Origin of the sequence: Bacillus spizizenii TU-B-10 (assembly GCF_000227465.1) — a bacterium.
Taxonomy (GTDB): Bacteria; Bacillota; Bacilli; order Bacillales; family Bacillaceae; genus Bacillus; species Bacillus spizizenii.
Genome location: NC_016047.1, coordinates 3,352,110 through 3,370,027, shown reverse-complemented (window position 1 = coordinate 3,370,027; position 17,918 = coordinate 3,352,110). Strand labels below are relative to the sequence as shown.

Sequence of the window (17,918 nt, the reverse complement as noted above, 5' to 3'; positions counted from 1 at the left end):
TACTAAAAACAGCCCGTTCAGACAAGTGTCAGCACTCACGTTTAAAACATGCGTCCATGAAACAGCATATAAAAGTAGTAACATGAAGCAATTGTCAGCCCGGCTAACACGAGCTGCTCGGAAAAACTGCCTGTCTTCATATATAGTGGGAGCCGCACGCGGATCGTTGAAGGGAATAATAATTTGATTCCGTTCACCGTCCAAGCGTCAAGAATCAAATGGCTCGCCATTCCGATCATCAGTCCGGTTGATATGTTTTTATCTGGAATATATGTGCCTGTGATAAAAAACATGATGAGCAGAAACAGCAGGCTGTGCGTAAAGGTTCGGTGGCCAAAAACGGAGCTGACCACTTTCGATAAAATAGGAAATCTTCTCCCGATTTTGCTTTGCGTGTGGCAGATATCGGGTATCAATGCCCCAACCGCGCCTGACGTAGCCATAAGCACTGGATCAAATCCATAATAATAAGCCACTGCCGTACAAGAAGCGATGCCTCCCATGATGTGTGTTTTTCCTGTCATTTCCCGCTTCTCCTTTTATCTTTTGCAAAAAATCTCTGAATTACAAATATATCAAGAGAATGTATGTTTGATCAACAGGACTTTGGACGATAAAAAATTTCCCGCATAATTTCTCAAGGAAAAAGGCATCTTAAACATGTACCTATTTTCTATAAAGAGGTGATACGAATGGGTTTCTTTAATAAAGATAAAGGAAAACGTTCTGATAAAGAAAAAAACGTAATCCAGGGAGCTCTTGAAGATGCCGGTTCAGCTCTAAAAGATGATCCGCTTCAAGAAGCTGTGCAAAAAAAGAAAAATAATCGATAAACCACAGTGCGGATAGGGCTTGTCTCTATCCGTATTTTCCATCTGTTCCCTTTGACAGATCATCCTTTCTTTGATAACCTTCTGGGAGTAACTGAATATTTAAATCCTCACTCTTTCTCAGTGAGGTAGAGGTTGCGCGGATGATGAGTCACACATGCTAGGCTGACAGGAGCTGTTAAACATGTGTAAAAGGCATCAGCGCCGAAGTGTGGAGAAAGCCGATCCTTCTCTATGCTGGGACTGTATCTGAATAAGTGCAGGACTGCCGCGTGCTTTTTCGCGGAGGGCTATCCGGAGATCAAGGGTGTGTGTTTCTTTAAGCATGGACTTTTGTTCAGGCTTTTTTTGCGTTTATATGATCTCGGGGTCTGGTCCGTACAAAGAATCATTGGAGGTACTGGAATGGAACAGACGAAAAAATGGGGTTTTTGGTTATTAACGGCGTTTGTCGTTGGAAATATGGTTGGATCAGGAATTTTCTCCCTGCCGAGTTCGCTTGCTACGATCGCAAGTCCGCTTGGCGCTACGTCCGCCTGGCTTTTGACAGGTGCCGGCGTGCTAATGATTGCGCTTGTCTTCGGGCACTTGTCCATTCGCAAGCCTGAGCTGACAGCGGGACCGCAAAGTTATGCGAGAGCGCTGTTTTCTGATCCGAAGAAAGGGAACGCTGCCGGATTCACAATGGTGTGGGGCTACTGGGTGGCGAGCTGGATCAGTAACGTAGCGATTATTACAAGTCTTGCCGGTTACTTGACTTCGTTCTTCCCGGTCTTGGTTGATAAACGTGAAATGTTTTCAATCGGCGGGCAAGAGGTGACACTCGGCCAATTGCTGACGTTTGCTGTATGTACAATTTTGTTATGGGGAACGCACACGATTCTTGTTGCAAGCATTAACGGTGCAAGTAAATTAAACTTTATCACAACGTTTTCGAAAGTATTAGGTTTTGTCTTCTTTATCGTTGCCGGATTGTTTGTATTTCAAACGACATTATTCGATCATTTTTATTTTCCAATTCAAGGCGAAAACGGCACAAGCATCGGAATTGGCGGCCAGGTTCACAACGCCGCAATTTCTACTCTTTGGGCGTTTGTCGGAATTGAATCAGCGGTTATCCTGTCCGGACGCGCGCGTTCTCAGCGTGATGTAAAACGTGCGACAATTACCGGATTGCTGATTGCATTGAGCATTTATATTATTGTGACTTTAATTACGATGGGAGTTCTGCCGCATGATAAGCTTGTCGGCTCTGAAAAACCGTTCGTTGATGTGCTGTATGCGATTGTCGGGAACGCGGGAAGCGTGATCATGGCCCTATTGGCGATTCTTTGCTTATTCGGAACGATGCTCGGCTGGATTTTGCTTGGCTCTGAGGTTCCTTACCAAGCTGCTAAAGCAGGAGATTTTCCGGCATTCTTTGCGAAAACGAATAAAAAGGGAAGTCCGATTAATGCGCTGATTATTACAAATGTGATGTCACAGGTCTTCATTTTCTCTGTTATTTCCCGGACAATAAGTGACGCATTTACGTTTTTAACGACAGCGGCAACACTTGCGTATTTAATTCCGTATTTGGTATCAGCGATTTACAGCTTGAAGCTTGTCATCAAAGGTGAAACATATGACCAGCTAAAAGGCTCCCGCGTAAAAGACGGATTGATTGCGATTTTAGCGTGCGTATACTCATTGTTTGTGATAGTAACAGGCACAGCGGATTTAACGACATTTATTCTCGGCATCGGTTTATTCTTTGTCGGGTTGATCGTTTATCCATTTGTGGTTAAAAAGTTCCAGAAAGAAAAACAAGCATAAACAAAAGACACCTGATTTTCAGGTGTCTTTTTTATCGAAATACAATTTCTCCTGTTAGTAATCCGATCGTTAAAATAGCTGACAGGAAAGCTGAAATAAAGAGAAAAACCTTTGCGGATAATCGCATATGCAAAAACCGTTTTTTCAGTCTCTCCAGGAAACTAAACACGACTAACACTATGATGAATACCAAGAGCACATGATAAAAAGGTTTTCCGATATAGAGCCTGTTAAAAAAACTGATCGCGATGATTATGCAGCTAAATATGAATTGCGCAAGAAAATATCCGATATGGTTCAAAATGAGCCGCTCCTTTTAATGGATGGAAAAAGAGCCGCAGGCAGGCGGCTCTTTTGTTTATTTTGTTAAGCTTTCCGTAATAAACTTCAGCTGGCCCTCTAATGAAATCGGGTCTGTAAAATAGAAGCCAATTGGGTCAATCTTATAGACATGGTCATTTTTAACGGCGCTTAGGTTCTTCCAGATGGAGCTGTCAAAAACGCCGCCATCATCACCGCCTGATTGCCATGGTCCTGCGAAAATATAATCTCCGGCGAAGTCAGGGAGCTTCTCTAATGAAATACTTGTATATCCAGGACCCTGGTCAATGGCTTTTTCTTTTGTCAGCTTTGTAGCCTGCAGGCCGAGATCTTTGTAAATAATGCTTCCGCCTCTTCCAAAATCTTTACCGAATACGTAAATGTCTTTTCCATTCGTTTGCATAATGGAAATTGTTTTGTCACCGACGGCTTTTTTGATTTTTGTTTTAGCTGCCGCAACTTTGTTATCCCACTCAGCCAGCCATTTTTCCGCTTTATCTTCAGTTCCCGTCATTTTTGCGAATTCTTTCAGCTGTTCGATATTATCGAGCTTATCGTATTTTACCGCGACAGTCGGCGCGATTTTCTCAAGCTTTTTAATATCAGCGCCTTGCGTTGTCCAGACAATAATCAAGTCAGGATTCAAATCAATGACTTTTTCAATGGACGTGCCGTCTCCGATGTTTGTGACACCATCGGTTTTTCCTTTGTAGTAAGGGTTTTTAAATACATTCTCAGGCGCACCGACGACGTTGATGCCCAGTGTTTTGAAGTAGCCGTAGTAGCCGTCAGCCATGACAACCACCCGTTTAGGATGTTTAGGAATTTTCACATTTCCGTTTTCAGCCTTGTATGTAATGGTTTCTTCGTCTTTTGAATCAGAGGAAGAGCCTTTGCTTTCTGAGTTATTTCCGCAGGCTGCCAGCGCTGCAATTAATAGCAGGGCAAAAAATGCGGCTCCGAGTTTCTTATAGATATGGGTCATATCTCATACCTTCTTTCTGGAAAATAGGTGATAAAGAGAATCATTATCAATGTGATTATACCATCGCAAGAGCCAGTTGACACGATATTTTTGCAATTATATTCTCATTTTTGTTTAAAACGCTCTATTAAATCAGCGGAAAAAAGTGATATACTGGAACAGCAATTGATAATCATTATCATTATCGGAAAGGAAGTACGGCTGTTGAGTCAAAAGAAAAATAGACAGACCACATCAGAAGAAATCCAATGGACGTCAAGGTCATATGGCGCGGTCATTGTCCTTATTGCAGGGATATGCTTACTATGCCTTGGCGCGCTTTTATCCATATCTCTCGGTGCAGCGGATATTCATTTGCGCACTGTGTGGGACGCCATCTTTCATTTTCAGCCGACAGAGACGTCCCACCAAATTATACACGATCTTCGGCTGCCAAGAACGGCTGCTGCCGCACTTGTCGGCGCATTGCTAGCAGTGTCGGGAGCGATCATGCAGGGGATGACGAGAAACCCTTTGGCAGAGCCTTCGATTATGGGCGTTACATCGGGCTCCGCGTTTGCCGTTTCGATTGCGTTTGCCTTTTTCCCCGGACTTTCTGCTATGGGGCTTGTGCTATGGTCCTTTGCAGGAGCGGGGCTGGGGGCATCGACGGTAATGGGTATCGGCATGTTTTCAAGGGGCGGACTTACGCCTGTAAAACTGGCTCTCGCGGGAACGGCTGTTACTTATTTCTTTACGGGCATTTCAACCGCCATTGCAATCCGCTTTGATGTCGCTCAGGATATCAGTTTTTGGTACGCAGGCGGAGTAGCGGGCGTGAAATGGTCAGGTGTCCAGCTTTTGCTTCTCGCAGGGGCTGTCGGTTTAACGCTGGCGTTTATCATCGCCCGGTCTGTGACAGTGTTAAGTCTCGGTGATGAGCTGGCGAAAGGGCTTGGACAATATACATCAGCGGTAAAACTGGTTGGCATGCTTGTCGTTGTGATTTTGACGGGAGCTGCGGTTTCCATAGCTGGCACCATCGCATTTATCGGACTGATCATTCCGCATATTACCCGGTTTTTGGTCGGTGTAGATTATAGGTGGATTATTCCTTGCTCGGCAGTGCTCGGCGCTGTTTTGCTTGTGTTTGCTGACATTGCGGCAAGACTCGTAAATGCGCCCTTTGAAACGCCTGTCGGCGCGCTGACTTCTCTAATCGGCGTTCCCTTTTTCTTTTATTTGGCACGCCGTGAAAGGAGAGGGCTGTAATGAAAACAAAAACGAAAAAGCCGTTCTTTGTGATGGCTGTGACCTTTCTGCTCATCGTGCTGGTCTTTTTTATCAGTCTAAATTTGGGCGTCATCAAAATTGCACCGCTTAAAACGCTTCAGGTCTTTTTCGGCCAAGGAACGGCGCGTGACGAGCTTGTTTTATTTGAGTTCAGGCTTCCCCGAATCATCCTTTCCTTGCTCGTTGGGGCAGGAATCGCTGTTGCTGGAGCCATTTTGCAAAGCGTGTCTCAAAATGATCTGGCTGAGCCCGGTATTCTCGGAATTAACGCCGGCGGCTCTCTTGCTGTTGTGCTTTTTATTTACTTTTTTCAAGAGTCAGCTTCAGACCTCAGCTTTTTCGGTACATTTATGCTGCCGTTCAGTGCGTTGGCGGGCGCGATCCTCGCCGCGTTTCTCATTTATCTTCTGGCTTGGAAAAAAGGCGTGACCCCGATTCGGCTGATTTTAGTCGGTATTGGTGTGAATGCCGGATTTAACGCCCTGTTGCTGATTTTTCAGCTCAAGATGGACCCTCATGATTTTATGCAAGCCGCGGTTTGGATATCCGGCTCGATATGGGGGGCGAACTGGAATATGATCTGGGCGATTCTCCCTTGGATTGTGATCTTGCTTCCGTTTACTTTATATAAGGCACGCTATTTGAACATTTTACAGCTTGGAGACCAATTAGCGACCGGGCTGGGCACTGCTGTGGAAAGGGAAAGACGGATTCTTCTTCTGGCAGCGGTCACACTTGCCGCTTCATGCGTGGCAGCTGCAGGTGGCATTGCGTTTCTCGGATTGATCGCGCCCCACGTGGCAAGAAGGCTTACCGGTCCCCGTCACCAGACGCTGATACCGGTCTCCGCCTTCATCGGCGCATTTCTGTTTTTGCTCGCAGATACGCTGGCGAGAAATGTATTGGCACCGTCAGAAATTCCGGTTGGACTTGTCATTTCCGTATTAGGTGCGCCTTACTTTATTTATTTATTGATGAAAGCGAATTAGAGGAGGGGGCCGAATATGAATTCATTATCAACAGATCAGCTTGGAATCGGTTATGGCGACAGGGTGATTGTAGAAGAGTTAAATATATCGATTCCTAAAGGGAAAATTACCACCTTAATCGGCCCGAACGGCTGCGGGAAATCAACGATATTAAAAACAATGTCCAGAATTATGCGTTCACATGCAGGGACCGTCTATTTAAACGGCAAAGCGATTCATAAAATGTCTACAAAGGACATTGCGAAAGATATGGCGATTCTGCCGCAGATACCTGAAGCGCCGAGCGGTTTAACGGTGTATGAATTGGTATCGTACGGCAGGTTTCCGCATCAGTCAGGATTCGGCAGATTAAATGATGAAGACCGCCGGATTATCAAATGGGCGCTTGAAGAAACAGGCATGGCTGAATTCGCTGAAAGGCCGATTGAGGCACTGTCAGGCGGACAGCGTCAGCGCGTGTGGATTGCCATGGCGCTTGCACAAGGGACTGAATTGCTGCTGCTGGATGAACCTACAACGTATCTTGATCTCGCACACCAGCTTGAAATTCTTCAGCTGCTTGACAGACTCAACAAAGAGCAGGGGCGGACGATTTTAATGGTCATTCATGATCTTAACCACGCAGCCCGTTTTTCTCATTATATGATCGCGCTCAAAAAAGGCACGGTCATCAAGGAAGGCACCGCACTGGAGGTCATGACACCGGACATTTTGAAGCAGGTATTTCAGATTGATGCCGAAATCGTGACTGATCCCCGTACAAATAAACCTGTATGCTTGACCTATGATCTGATTAAAAATGAAAAAGCGCTTGTTTCTGTGTAAGAAAAATCCCGGTTCAGAGCCGGGATTTTTTTATTTTCGGCCGTGAAAATACAATTTTTCTATTTGATCCCATCATTTCAATAAAAAGATTGCAAGTCTTTTTGAATTAATAGATAATATTGGTTAGAATGTTTCGAAAATATTACATAGTTTACAGAAAGAGGAGATCGTTGTGTCCAAGAAGAAAAAATGGCTTATTGGCGGTGCGATATGTGCCGGTGTGCTTGTATTAGCTGGGATCGGTGCCGGCGGTTTTTACTTTTTTACCCACATGAACCAAATTGCCGTATCATCGGAGCCCTATGCTGAATCGGTAGCGGTATACATGGGAGGAGAATCAGAATCAGGCCAAACGTTTTCTGGAAAGGTAGAACCTGAGAAACAGCAGAAAGTATACATAGATTCAGAAAAAGGCAACATTAAAAAAACATACGTCAAAGAAGGCGATCAGGTCAAAAAGGGCGATAAACTTTTTGAGTATGAGGGTGAGGATCATTCTGACGAAGTTGAGCAAGCCAATTTGCAAATTGAAATGACCAACCTGCAAATCGGCCGTTTACAAAAAACAATAACGGAAACGGAAAAGCAGCTGAAATCGGCCGGAAAGGAAGAGAAATCCCAGCTTCAAGATGAGCTTGATCAGGCCAATTTCGAATTAAAAACAAGCCAGCTTGAGCTGAAGCAGCATCAAAAAGAGCTGGCTGCCCTGACGAAAAACAAAGGTTCCAATATCATTACAAGCAAGCATAATGGGATCGTTCAAAGCGTCAATCAGGATATCGCTGACGGAGCAACAGGTGACCAGGCAGCAGGTCCGTATATCCAGATTGTTTCGACGGGCAAATATCTAGTCAAAAGCCAAATCAATGAGCTGTTAATGGACACAATCAAAAAAGGCAGCAAAGTCAGAGTCACGCTGAAAACAGGCGGTGAAGGCGAGTGGAAAGGAAAGGTCACCTCGATCGGCAAGCTTCCAGCAGGAGCAGGCGAGGGTGAGGAATCAGAAAGTTTTGCTGAAGAAGAAATGAACCCTCAATCCTCTAACTATCCTTTCTCAATTTTATTAGATAGCCATAAAGGTCTCGAAGTCGGCTATCATGTCAACATCGAAGTGATGAGTGATGAGGCTGATGCGGATAAGATCAAGCTGCCGTCTGACATGGTCATTCAGGATGACGGCGAACCGTACGTGTGGAAAGCTGATGAGAAGCAGAAAGCGGTCAAACAGCCTGTTGAAATCGGGGAAACTGATGAAAATGATATGGTGGAAATCAAGAGCGGCCTGACGCCGGAAGATTATGTAATCTATCCTGACCCCGCAGTCAAGGAAGGAAAGCAGGTTACAGTCAATGCTGACACTGAATAATATTTCGAAATCGTACAAGCTGGGAAAAGAAGAAGTTCCAATCTTGAAACATATCAATCTGACTGTCCAGGCTGGTGAGTTTCTGGCGATTATGGGGCCTTCCGGTTCTGGAAAGTCGACGTTAATGAATATCATAGGCTGTTTGGACAGGCCAACCTCCGGAACCTATACGCTTGACCAGATAGATATATTGAAAGGGAAAGACGGTGCCTTAGCCGAAATCCGCAACGAATCAATCGGGTTTGTGTTTCAAACCTTTCATCTGCTGCCGCGTCTCACCGCGTTGCAAAATGTCGAACTGCCCATGATCTATAATAAAGTGAAGAAAAAAGAAAGAAGGCAAAGAGCCTATGAAGCGCTGGAAAAGGTCGGTTTAAAAGACAGAGTCGCCTACAAGCCTCCGAAGCTGTCCGGCGGGCAAAAGCAGCGGGTGGCGATAGCGAGGGCCCTTGTCAATCAGCCGAGGTTTATTTTAGCTGATGAACCGACCGGGGCGCTTGATACCAAATCAAGCGAACAAATTTTGTCGCTGTTTTCTGAACTGCATCAGGAAGGCAAGACAATTATTATGATTACCCATGACCCGGACGTCGCCAGAAAAGCTGACAGAACGGTTTTTATCAGGGATGGAGAATTGGTATTAGATGAGAGAGGGGATATCAGCCATGCTTGAACATATTCGAATCTCCTTTCAATCCATTTTCTCTCATAAATTAAGATCCATACTGACAATGCTTGGGGTCATTATCGGCATAGCGGCAATCATTGCAATTGTTTCGATGCTAAAAGGCCAAAGCGAACAATTAAAGCAGAGCATGATCGGCATGGGAAATAACGCGATCAATGTTGTCTACCAGCCGTCGGGCGGAGAAGAGGAGGGCGGAGGCTACCAAGTTTCCTATACGTCCGCGCCGCCTGTAGCAGAGGAAACAGTAAAGGCGATCAAATCTGATCCTATGGTCAAAGGATTATCCTTATATTACTTGTCTGAAGGCGCGAGCGTTTTTCATTTAACAAACGTTTCGTACCCCCAAGTGTACGGAGTCGACGGTGATTACTTTGATATGTTCCCAATCCGTATAACCGAAGGGAGAAAGCTGACGGAAAACGAACTAAACAGCACACACCAAGTGGTGATGATCAATGAAGCTGCCAGAGATGAACTGTTTCCAGACGGAGGCGCTCTGCATCAAAACATTGAGATGAATGGTGTGCCGTTTAGGGTTGCCGGTGTTTTTAAAGAAAAAGATCAGCAGGAAAGCATGTTTGAAGGCGACTACGCGAACCCGGTTTTGTACGTGCCGAAAAAAGTGTGGCCGCTCATTGAAGGCTTTGATGCGCCAACGCAGATTGCCGTGCAGGCTGATTCTTCTGAGCATATTCAAGAAGCCGGTGTAATGGCTGCGGATCTTTTAAATCAGGGACTGTCTGAAGCTGAGTTGGAAAAAGCAGAGTACAGTGTGATGGATCTTCAGGAGATCGCGCAGGAAGTGGAGTCCTTTAATCAGTCATTTGCATTGCTGCTTGGCGGAATCGCCAGTATTTCACTTTTGGTAGGCGGTATTGGCGTCATGAACATTATGCTCGTTTCCGTCACGGAGCGCACGAGGGAAATCGGGATTAAGAAAGCGCTCGGTGCTAAGCGGCGTGTGATTTTATTTCAGTTTTTAACTGAGGCTGTCGTGCTGACAAGCATTGGCGGAATACTCGGTGTGCTAGCGGGCTTCGGCATCGCTAAGCTGCTGACGGTCGTTTTTCCGATGCCTTTTATCGTCTCCGTTCCGGCTGTTGTCGGAGCACTCATCTTTTCAATGGCAGTCGGCATTATTTTCGGCTTGCTTCCGTCCATCAAGGCATCTAAGCTTCAGCCTGTAGACGCGCTTCGCTATGAATAAAAAGAACGCATCCATTTGGAATGCGTTCTTTTTTTAGCTGGGAATGGCCGAATTGCATTTATCTAAAATAAGAAAAACGGCTGCGACGATCATTTCTTCTGTGGTGGACAGCCAGATGTCGCTGATCATTTCGTCTGTTGTATGAGCAGTCATCCACAAAAACAGCAGCTGTACGATGCCAGCAAGGAGAATGAATAAGCGTTTGTCTGTCTTGAAAAAAGTAAAACTATGTACCATCAGGCGTTCAAATGGTTCTAAGAATAGTCCAAGGACAAGAAATAACACGGCAAAAAGCAGGACATGAGCTACTGAACGGTAGCTCGTTCCTGCTAAAGAAAACAATATAAACATGACGGCAAAATAGGTGAACACTACTGCTGTCGCGGCCAGCAAGTACTTTATAAAGAGCCGCAATAATCGTTTGGAAGAAATTTGATATTTCACTGGTACATCTCCTTATAAAGGCTTGCAGAGAACGATTGCTCTCTGCAAGCTGGTCGTTTTTTATTTACTGCTTTTCTTTTTCACAACCGGATGCTTTTCTTTTGAAAGAATATCAGTAAAGTCTTTTCCTAAATCAAGATGCTGTTGAACTAATGTTTCAGGAAGCATTGCAAGCCATTGGTTTAAAGATACATCGGCATAATGATCGTCTTTAAAGATTTCTAAAAAGACAAGCGGTTCGTCCCCGATGTTTTCAACGTAATGACCCATTGCAAATGGAACATAACCGACATCACCGGCTTGGTAGTTAAATGTTCTGGCATGGCCGTCAGAAGCAAAAACGGTCATTCTTGCTTTGCCGGAGATGTAGTATTGCCATTCGTGAGTATTCGGATGCCAATGCAGCTCTCTCATGGCGCCGGGTTCCACTGTTACGAGCGCAGATGCAATCGTTTTAGACACTTTGAAGTTTGTTGAATCTGCAATGTATACTTTTCCTCCCTCTGATTCAATTGGCTTCTGTTCAAGAAGGCGGTAAGTAAACGGATAAGGCGCTTCGCCGTTCGGTCCTTCTACAATGTCATCTTTCAAACATCCTGGGACTGGTTCTTCAAAAATATATTTCTCTTCCCCTGGCAAATTAGCAATATCTTCTTGTGTTACGCCAAAGTTCGCAGCAATGACTTCTTTAGGCGTGTGGGCAAGCCAGTCTGTCAGCTGGAACGTGCTGTTTTCAGAGAATGAGCCATCGTCAAACACGAGCAGGAACTCGGCTCCTTCATCCAGCGCTTGAATGGAGTGCGGCAGGCCTGACGGGAAGTACCAAAGGTCTCCTTCGCCTACATCATCAATAAAGCTGCGCCCTTTTTCATCCACAATTGTGACTCTTGCACTTCCGTAAATCATATAAGCCCACTCTGCTTCTTTATGCCAATGCAGCTCGCGAATGGCACCTGGCTTCAGCCGCATATTTACAGATGCAAGGTTTTCTGAAATTGGCAGCTCCCGTACTGTCACTTCACGGGCATATCCGCCTTTTTCTAAGCGGTTATGAGTATCAGAGAACGAAAACTTCATATTGCTTACTGTACCATTATCAGTCTCCGGCGGAACAAGCATGTCCGGATTTTGGCGGTCTCTTTCAATATTGCGCGGGATTTTTACTGTTGCTCCTTCGTCTCCTCTAATTGGCTGTGGAATGTCATTTTGTTTTTTCATGAAATGTTTCCTCCTTGAAATTTAAATGTGATAGCAGAAAGAGAAGGTGAAAGGCCTTTCGTTTTCCCTTCTGCCTTGTTAAGTGAAAAAAAACAGTGAAAAGTCAACTTCGATTGAAAATTAATTTTTTGCTTTCTGATCTTTCAACTCTGTCATCAGTTCGATAAGCTGATCAAACTTTTTTTCAAATCGGGTCAGCAGGTACATTGCAATTAACGCAGGAAACCCCAGATTGCTGATCTGTTTCACGACTTCCTCTATAAAAACCTGATCCATAGGAAAATACCTCCCTTCTTTTTTTGCAGTCATGTATGTAAGTGAAGGAAATCCAAGAAAACGTAAACTGCGGCTGGAGTATTTAAGACAAGCGCTAGTCAGAAAGTAGTAGTTTACTTTTTTTTGCTTTCCTTCATTTAATTTAGTAGGGAGGCGGTTTGATGGACTATCAAGGTCTTTTACGGTCAAAATGTAAGGAGATAATGAAGCATCCCATCGTGAAGCATTTTTTGAGCAATCCTCAGCATTACCGTTTGTTCAAAAACGTAATGGAAAGCCCGAACGAAAAAGATGCAAAATCATTGGACGAGCAATTTAAGCAATTTTATAAGGAAATTCGCATCGTCAAGTATATGAATTCAATGATTCGGATCTTTTCTATTGATTTTGATAAGCGTGTTCGCAAAAACCAAAAACGGTATCCGCTGACGGTCGATCATCCGGAAGCAGGAGAACGACTTCCTTCCGAAACTGGAAGCGATGCGTTTGAAGCATTTTTAGATATGCAGGATGATTTGAGCCAGCATGTTCAGGATTATCAGCTCTACCAAGCGATCCAGAAGCTGACTGACAAACAAAAAAGTGTGCTGACGAAAGTCTATCTTCATGGTGCCACGATGCAAGAGATTGCCGATTCACTAGGAGAGTCCCGGCAAAACATCTCCAACATTCATAAAAAAGGGCTTGAGAATATCAGAAAACAGCTAGCGGCGCAAAAAAAGGGGGAAAGTAAGCTGTGAACGGCCAGTTTGAATCAAAGAACCAAAAAGACGATAAATTTGACATTGAACATCTGATTGAATGCTTTTCACCGATGATCAGAAAAAAACTCTGCAATACATCCTATCAAGAAAGAGAAGATTTAGAGCAAGAGCTGAAGATCAAAATGTTTGAAAAGGCTGATATGCTTTTGTGCCAGGACGTTCCGGGGTTTTGGGAGTTTATTTTGTATATGGTAGACGAGGACTCATAACCATTTATCATCTGAAAATACGAAAAACGGGAACTGCCACGTTCCCGTTTTTTATTTGTTCTGCTCGGCAAGACTCTTCCTATTCAAAAATGTACCAAAAATAAACGATATAATGATAAGATGAAAAAAACAGTGACAGAAAGGAACATAAAAGTGGAAAATGCGTCAATTTTAATCGTAGACGATGAGAAAGCGATTGTAGACATGATCAAACGCGTTCTCGAAAAAGAAGGTTATCGAAATTTACTGGATGCGGCAAGCGCAGAAGAAGCGATTCCGGTTGTGAAGGCCAATAAGGTTGATTTGATCGTGCTCGATGTCATGATGGGCGGAATGTCCGGTTTTGAAGCCTGCACGCTGATCAGAGAGTATTCAGACGCTCCGATTTTTTTCCTGACGGCAAGATCATCCGACGCGGATAAATTGTCCGGCTTTGCGGTTGGGGCTGATGACTATATCACAAAACCATTTAATCCACTGGAATTAGCGGCGCGGATCAGGGCGCACCTCAAGCGGACATATCAATCGAAAGAAACGAATTCAAATCAAACCTATACATATGATTATTTTACATTTTCTCCGCAAAATGCCGAGCTGATTGTAGGCGGAGAAGCCGTCGCTTGTTCAGCCCAGCTTTTGCAGCTTTTGCAGTATTTTTGTGAACACCCCAATGTGGTGCTTTCCAAAGATCAAATTTATGAAAAAGTTTGGGGCTATCCTTCTTACGGCGACAACAACACCGTTATGGTTCATATTCGCAAGCTTCGGGAAAAAATTGAGCGCGATCCGAGCAATCCGGAGTATATCGTAACCGTTCGCGGTCTCGGCTACCGTTTTATCCCGAATCCTGAAGGCAAGCGGTCATGAGATTAAGATGGAAGTTTTTGTTTCACTTTTTTGGGCAGATGCTGATTGTGATCCTGCTGCTTACGGTAATGCTTGTCGCTTCATTTTTCTATTTAGACGCTCGATTTAGCGATGCGGAATCGAATTCTGGGCTGACAAAGGCAACCACCGACACACTTGAGGCATATCTCGATGTAAACGAAAACGGGACATGGGAAGTCGATAATTTTCTGAAGAAATCTGTCGATAAACAGCATGGCTGGATGCAAATCATTGATTCCGATGGGAAAACCGATTATTCCTACAGCGTGCCGAAAGACGTGCCCGGCACCTATACCAAGAAAGAGCTCTTGTCTATTTATAAAACCAAAAAGCTTAATAACTATAAGCTGAATTATTGGGCCATCAATATTGAAGATAAGTCGTATCTTCTATTGTCCGGCTGGAAATCAAAGAGCGAACAGCTGTTGACTTCCGTTGAAAAGCGCGAACAAAAGATAGATTCTCTAGCACATTATCAGTCCAGCACCATCGACTATATTAAGCGGGAAAAAGGAGCCATTTACTTATTAGACAGCAATGGAAACATTCTCGACAGCATTAACAGCACAAAAAGTGAAAGAAAAACGATGAACCAGCTGGAGCTGCTTAAATACAGCTCTAAGCCTTGGAACTATAAACGGGAAATTTCCGTTAAGATCCTCAATAAAGACAGATGGATGGTCGCTACGGTGCCGAACCCTGTCTATGTAACCGATCAGGAGTTTAACAAATCGTTTCTGAAGGTTGTGCTAAAGGCGATGTTCCTGATTATGGGTGTCCTGTTCCTGTATATCATTTGGATGACCGTTTGGTATATGTTCCGGTTCGGGCTGCCGATTTTTCACACGATTAAATGGCTGGTCAATCTATCAAAAGGGAAGCTTGAGGAACCGAAAAACCGGAAAGGCCTTCCTGTCAGCAAAAACAAAAAGGGGAAAATCAAACAGCCGTACCGCTTCTTCGGTGAGATATTTGAATCAATGGATCAGTTGACTGAAACGCTGAGACGGGATAAAAGAAACAGAGAAAAAATCCAGGCGACAAGAGAAGAATGGATTGCCGGTTTGTCGCATGACTTAAAAACACCGCTCAGCAGTATTTACGGTTACAGCATGATGCTTGAGTCGAAGCAGTATGATTGGTCGCCGGAAGAAGTGAAAGAAATGGGACAGGTTGTCAGAGAAAAATCCGAATACATGTCCAAGCTGATTGAAGACTTAAATTTAACGTATCGGCTGAAAAATGATGCTCTTCCAATTGAGAGAAAGCTCACAAACCTGATCCCGTTTTTTAAAAATGTCATTGAGGATTTCAAGAAAAACCCGTTTTCTGAAGGGTATGATATCTCCTTTGTATCCAAAGAAGAGCATATTGAATTTGCGCTTGATGAAGCATGGTTCAGGCGCATATTAGAAAATCTGCTTGGGAATGCCGTAAAGCACAACGACAAAGGAACAGAAATTCAGGTCATTCTGGAACAAACAAAAAATCATATTTCGTTGAAGGTTAAGGACAATGGGAAAGGAATGGATGAAGAAACGATTACCCATTTATTTAACCGTTACTACAGAGGGACGAACACAAAAGATCCATCTGCCGGAACGGGCCTCGGGCTCGCCATTGCCAAGGAGCTTGTCCATCTGCATAACGGGACGATTCATGTAAACAGCAGAATGAACATTGGAACGGTCATTACCATCCTTTTCAAAAAACAATAAACATGTGGTTTGGACACCTTTTTGCCGGGAATAACAATATATAGACTGAAGCTAAAGAGGTGTAACACATGGACGCAGTATTGGAAGCAGACACTCGGGCAGTGATTGGTGAAGGCCCGTTATGGGATGAAGAAAACGGCCGCTTATATTGGGTCGATATCTTAGGGAGCGAGCTCCACATCTTCGATCCTGAAGAAAAAATCAACCGGTCGATCAAATTCAAGTCCTTTGTGACCGCGCTTGCGAAATATACAAAGGATGAGCTGATTATGACGATGAAGGACGGGTTCTACCTGTATCATGTTCAGGATGACAGCTTGGAAAAGATCAAACAGCCGAAGGATATGGATGAGAGCCTGCGTTTTAATGACGCGAAATGTGACCCGTATGGAAGACTTTGGGCGGGGACGACGAGCATGGAAGGCGAACAAAAACAGGCTTCGTTATACCGTTTGGATCCAGACGGCAGACTTATCAAAATGAAAGATCAAGTCTCCACCTCGAACGGTTTGGATTGGGATCGCGAGCGGAATTTGATGTATTACATCGACACGCCGACACAGGAAATTGTGCGCTACAGGTATGATCCTGAAAGCGGAGATGTCTCAAATCCAGAACCCGTCTATCGTTTTGATCAATCAGAAGGATTGCCGGACGGCATGACAATCGACCAAAATGGCATGCTGTGGGTGGCGCTGTTTGGCGGCAGCCGCGTGGTACACATTGACCCGTTTCAGAAAAAAGAAATCGATTCAATCAGCGTGCCGGCTAAATATGTCACGTGCTGCGCGTTCGGAGGCAGAGACTTAAAAACCCTCTACATCACAACGGCAACGGAACAAATGACAGAAACAGAAAGATACGAGCAGCCTCACGCGGGAGGATTGTTTTCAGCAAAATTGGAAACAGGCGGCTATCAGCCGGTTCCATTCGCTGGAGATGTATAAAAAAACGCATCCGAAACACGGATGCGTTTTTTGTATATTACAGAGAACGGATAATGCCGCCTTCCACACGCTGTGCCGTGCCGTTGATGGCGGATGCGGCGTCAGATGCGAGGAATACGATCGTGTTGGCGACTTCTTCTGCTGTCGCGTATCGCTGAATAAGAGAAGTCGGCTCATTAACTTTAAAATAGTCTTTGATGAATGTATCTGTATCCTGGCCGGCTGCTTTTGCGGCACCTTCCATATAGGATGCCACGCCCTCTGTCCAAGTAGGTCCCGGAAGCACTGAGTTGACTGTCACATTCGTGCCTTTCGTCATTTCAGCCATCCCTCTTGAAAGGCTGATCAGCGCCGTTTTTGTCATGGAGTATGGAATCATTGTTGGAAGCGGTTTGATGCCTGCTTCACTTGCGATATTTAAAATGCGGCCGCTGTTTTTGGCAAGCATTTTTGGAAGGAAGTGACGGCTTGTCCGAACCGCGCTCATCACGTTCACTTCAAAATATTGATTCCACTCCTCATCTGTCACATCGGCAAAGTCTTTTACCCCGAAGAAGCCAAGGTTGTTGACAAGGATATCGATATCACCGATTTCATTTACTTTTTCAATAAAAGCCGCTGCTTCATCTGTTTTTGACAAATCGGCTGCCACGCCGTGCACCGTTCCGTATCCAGAAAGCTCTTCAATCGTGCGATCGACAGTCTCCTGTTTGCGCCCGTTGACAATCACTGCCGCTCCCTCTTGCAGAAAGCTTTTTGCTGCGGCTTTCCCGATGCCGGAAGTCGAGCCGGTGATTAAGACGAGTTTGTCTTTTAGCTTTAAATCCATAAGAATCATTCCTTTTTATAGATGATGGTATTAAGTATACAAGAACAAAATTAGTGTTTACGAGGATTTTGCTTCCATACATATACAGGGGGAAAAGTCATTCAGGGCGCATATACAAGCCTGTCAGTCATATAGTATAATTACTCCGAAAAAAGGATACGAATGTCAAATAGGTGCCGGTCCGTGAACAACAGCCGGCTTAATAGGGAAACCGGTAAAAGCCGGTGCGGTCCCGCCACTGTAATTGGCCATAGCGTCAAAAGCCAGGATACCTGCCTATTTGATCAGCACGAAGTCTGCGAGGACAGATGATGTGTAAACAATAGG

Annotated in this window: 19 protein-coding genes and 2 riboswitches; of the genes, 13 read left to right on the top strand and 6 right to left on the bottom strand. The window is 44.6% G+C overall.

Features of this window, described 5'->3' with window-relative positions:
• Positions 1–41: 41 nt before the first annotated feature.
• The gene (locus tag GYO_RS38945; RefSeq protein ID WP_014115141.1) at positions 42–524 is read right to left on the bottom strand and encodes a metal-dependent hydrolase; all 483 of its coding nucleotides are present in this window, start codon (positions 522–524) and stop codon (positions 42–44) included.
• Between the two features lie 168 nt (positions 525–692).
• On the opposite strand from GYO_RS38945, the gene sspJ reads away from it, so the two are divergent.
• Positions 693–833 carry a small acid-soluble spore protein SspJ gene (gene sspJ / locus GYO_RS38940; RefSeq protein WP_003240697.1) on the top strand — a complete coding sequence of 47 codons (141 nt, stop codon included), beginning with the start codon at positions 693–695 and terminating at the stop codon, positions 831–833.
• Positions 834–951: 118 nt separating this feature from the next.
• Positions 952–1,131, top strand: a riboswitch (Lysine riboswitch).
• A gap of 104 nt (positions 1,132–1,235) precedes the next feature.
• Positions 1,236–2,645, top strand: a complete 1,410-nt coding sequence (locus GYO_RS38935) for an amino acid permease (RefSeq protein WP_014115140.1) — start codon at positions 1,236–1,238, stop codon at positions 2,643–2,645.
• 358 nt (positions 2,646–3,003) lie between these two features.
• Here the strand turns inward: GYO_RS38935 and GYO_RS38930 are convergent, their stop codons facing one another.
• Entirely contained in the window at positions 3,004–3,951 is a 948-nt protein-coding gene (locus tag GYO_RS38930) for an iron-hydroxamate ABC transporter substrate-binding protein (RefSeq protein WP_014115137.1), read from the bottom strand.
• 204 nt (positions 3,952–4,155) lie between these two features.
• Between GYO_RS38930 and GYO_RS38925 the strand changes: the two genes are divergently transcribed.
• From GYO_RS38925 to GYO_RS38900, 6 genes are all read left to right on the top strand, one after another.
• Positions 4,156–5,202, top strand: coding sequence for a FecCD family ABC transporter permease (locus tag GYO_RS38925; RefSeq protein WP_014115136.1), 1,047 nt, complete (start codon positions 4,156–4,158; stop codon positions 5,200–5,202).
• Entirely contained in the window at positions 5,202–6,212 is a 1,011-nt protein-coding gene (locus GYO_RS38920) for a FecCD family ABC transporter permease (RefSeq protein WP_014115135.1), read from the top strand. Before GYO_RS38925 ends, GYO_RS38920 begins: the two co-directional genes overlap by 1 nt.
• A gap of 15 nt (positions 6,213–6,227) precedes the next feature.
• Positions 6,228–7,037, top strand: a complete 810-nt coding sequence (locus GYO_RS38915) for an ABC transporter ATP-binding protein (RefSeq protein WP_014115134.1) — start codon at positions 6,228–6,230, stop codon at positions 7,035–7,037.
• Between the two features lie 172 nt (positions 7,038–7,209).
• Positions 7,210–8,403 (top strand): efflux RND transporter periplasmic adaptor subunit, encoded by a 1,194-nt coding sequence (locus GYO_RS38910; protein ID WP_014115133.1) that lies wholly within the window; start codon positions 7,210–7,212, stop codon positions 8,401–8,403.
• Complete coding sequence (locus tag GYO_RS38905) at positions 8,387–9,076, top strand: ABC transporter ATP-binding protein (protein ID WP_014115132.1); 690 nt, start codon at positions 8,387–8,389, stop codon at positions 9,074–9,076. Before GYO_RS38910 ends, GYO_RS38905 begins: the two co-directional genes overlap by 17 nt.
• Positions 9,069–10,298 (top strand): ABC transporter permease, encoded by a 1,230-nt coding sequence (locus GYO_RS38900; RefSeq protein WP_014115131.1) that lies wholly within the window; start codon positions 9,069–9,071, stop codon positions 10,296–10,298. The genes GYO_RS38905 and GYO_RS38900 overlap by 8 nt, the downstream gene beginning before the upstream one ends.
• A gap of 33 nt (positions 10,299–10,331) precedes the next feature.
• On the opposite strand, the gene rsiO is transcribed toward GYO_RS38900, so the two are convergent.
• From rsiO to GYO_RS43980, 3 genes are all read right to left on the bottom strand, one after another.
• Positions 10,332–10,742, bottom strand: a complete 411-nt coding sequence (gene rsiO / locus GYO_RS38895; RefSeq protein ID WP_014115130.1) for an acid stress-sensitive anti sigma factor RsiO — start codon at positions 10,740–10,742, stop codon at positions 10,332–10,334.
• A gap of 60 nt (positions 10,743–10,802) precedes the next feature.
• Entirely contained in the window at positions 10,803–11,960 is a 1,158-nt protein-coding gene (gene oxdC / locus GYO_RS38890) for an oxalate decarboxylase (RefSeq protein WP_014115129.1), read from the bottom strand.
• A gap of 120 nt (positions 11,961–12,080) precedes the next feature.
• Positions 12,081–12,236, bottom strand: coding sequence for a YvrJ family protein (locus tag GYO_RS43980; protein WP_014115128.1), 156 nt, complete (start codon positions 12,234–12,236; stop codon positions 12,081–12,083).
• Positions 12,237–12,439: 203 nt separating this feature from the next.
• Between GYO_RS43980 and sigO the strand changes: the two genes are divergently transcribed.
• The 5 genes from sigO to GYO_RS38860 all read left to right on the top strand — a co-directional run bounded on the left by sigO (position 12,440) and on the right by GYO_RS38860 (position 16,762).
• Positions 12,440–12,976 (top strand): RNA polymerase sigma factor SigO, encoded by a 537-nt coding sequence (gene sigO / locus GYO_RS38880; protein ID WP_072566779.1) that lies wholly within the window; start codon positions 12,440–12,442, stop codon positions 12,974–12,976.
• Positions 12,973–13,209, top strand: a complete 237-nt coding sequence (gene rsoA, locus GYO_RS38875; protein ID WP_014115127.1) for a sigma-O factor regulator RsoA — start codon at positions 12,973–12,975, stop codon at positions 13,207–13,209. Before sigO ends, rsoA begins: the two co-directional genes overlap by 4 nt.
• Before the next feature lie 153 nt (positions 13,210–13,362).
• On the top strand, positions 13,363–14,076 hold the full coding sequence (gene yvrH, locus GYO_RS38870) for a two-component system response regulator YvrH (protein ID WP_041521068.1): 714 nt from the start codon (positions 13,363–13,365) through the stop codon (positions 14,074–14,076).
• On the top strand, positions 14,073–15,815 hold the full coding sequence (gene yvrG / locus GYO_RS38865) for a two-component system sensor histidine kinase YvrG (RefSeq protein ID WP_041521067.1): 1,743 nt from the start codon (positions 14,073–14,075) through the stop codon (positions 15,813–15,815). The genes yvrH and yvrG overlap by 4 nt, the downstream gene beginning before the upstream one ends.
• A gap of 68 nt (positions 15,816–15,883) precedes the next feature.
• Positions 15,884–16,762 (top strand): SMP-30/gluconolactonase/LRE family protein, encoded by an 879-nt coding sequence (locus GYO_RS38860; RefSeq protein ID WP_014115125.1) that lies wholly within the window; start codon positions 15,884–15,886, stop codon positions 16,760–16,762.
• Between the two features lie 37 nt (positions 16,763–16,799).
• Here the strand turns inward: GYO_RS38860 and GYO_RS38855 are convergent, their stop codons facing one another.
• Positions 16,800–17,591, bottom strand: coding sequence for an SDR family NAD(P)-dependent oxidoreductase (locus GYO_RS38855; RefSeq protein ID WP_014115124.1), 792 nt, complete (start codon positions 17,589–17,591; stop codon positions 16,800–16,802).
• 154 nt (positions 17,592–17,745) lie between these two features.
• Positions 17,746–17,885: riboswitch (cobalamin riboswitch) on the top strand.
• Positions 17,886–17,918 lie beyond the last annotated feature (33 nt).

What these genes read in the sequence shown, in the direction of transcription:
- GYO_RS38860 (WP_014115125.1), top strand. Translation starts at nt 15,884, where the DNA reads ATGGACGCAGTATTGGAAGCAGACACTCGGGCAGTGATTGGTGAAGGC.
- GYO_RS38855 (WP_014115124.1), bottom strand. Translation starts at nt 17,591, where the DNA reads ATGGATTTAAAGCTAAAAGACAAACTCGTCTTAATCACCGGCTCGACT.
- GYO_RS38905 (WP_014115132.1), top strand. Translation starts at nt 8,387, where the DNA reads ATGCTGACACTGAATAATATTTCGAAATCGTACAAGCTGGGAAAAGAA.
- GYO_RS43980 (WP_014115128.1), bottom strand. Translation starts at nt 12,236, where the DNA reads ATGGATCAGGTTTTTATAGAGGAAGTCGTGAAACAGATCAGCAATCTG.
- sspJ (WP_003240697.1), top strand. Translation starts at nt 693, where the DNA reads ATGGGTTTCTTTAATAAAGATAAAGGAAAACGTTCTGATAAAGAAAAA.
- oxdC (WP_014115129.1), bottom strand. Translation starts at nt 11,960, where the DNA reads ATGAAAAAACAAAATGACATTCCACAGCCAATTAGAGGAGACGAAGGA.
- GYO_RS38920 (WP_014115135.1), top strand. Translation starts at nt 5,202, where the DNA reads ATGAAAACAAAAACGAAAAAGCCGTTCTTTGTGATGGCTGTGACCTTT.
- GYO_RS38945 (WP_014115141.1), bottom strand. Translation starts at nt 524, where the DNA reads ATGACAGGAAAAACACACATCATGGGAGGCATCGCTTCTTGTACGGCA.
- GYO_RS38915 (WP_014115134.1), top strand. Translation starts at nt 6,228, where the DNA reads ATGAATTCATTATCAACAGATCAGCTTGGAATCGGTTATGGCGACAGG.
- sigO (WP_072566779.1), top strand. Translation starts at nt 12,440, where the DNA reads ATGAAGCATCCCATCGTGAAGCATTTTTTGAGCAATCCTCAGCATTAC.
- GYO_RS38930 (WP_014115137.1), bottom strand. Translation starts at nt 3,951, where the DNA reads ATGACCCATATCTATAAGAAACTCGGAGCCGCATTTTTTGCCCTGCTA.
- GYO_RS38900 (WP_014115131.1), top strand. Translation starts at nt 9,069, where the DNA reads ATGCTTGAACATATTCGAATCTCCTTTCAATCCATTTTCTCTCATAAA.
- GYO_RS38935 (WP_014115140.1), top strand. Translation starts at nt 1,236, where the DNA reads ATGGAACAGACGAAAAAATGGGGTTTTTGGTTATTAACGGCGTTTGTC.
- yvrG (WP_041521067.1), top strand. Translation starts at nt 14,073, where the DNA reads ATGAGATTAAGATGGAAGTTTTTGTTTCACTTTTTTGGGCAGATGCTG.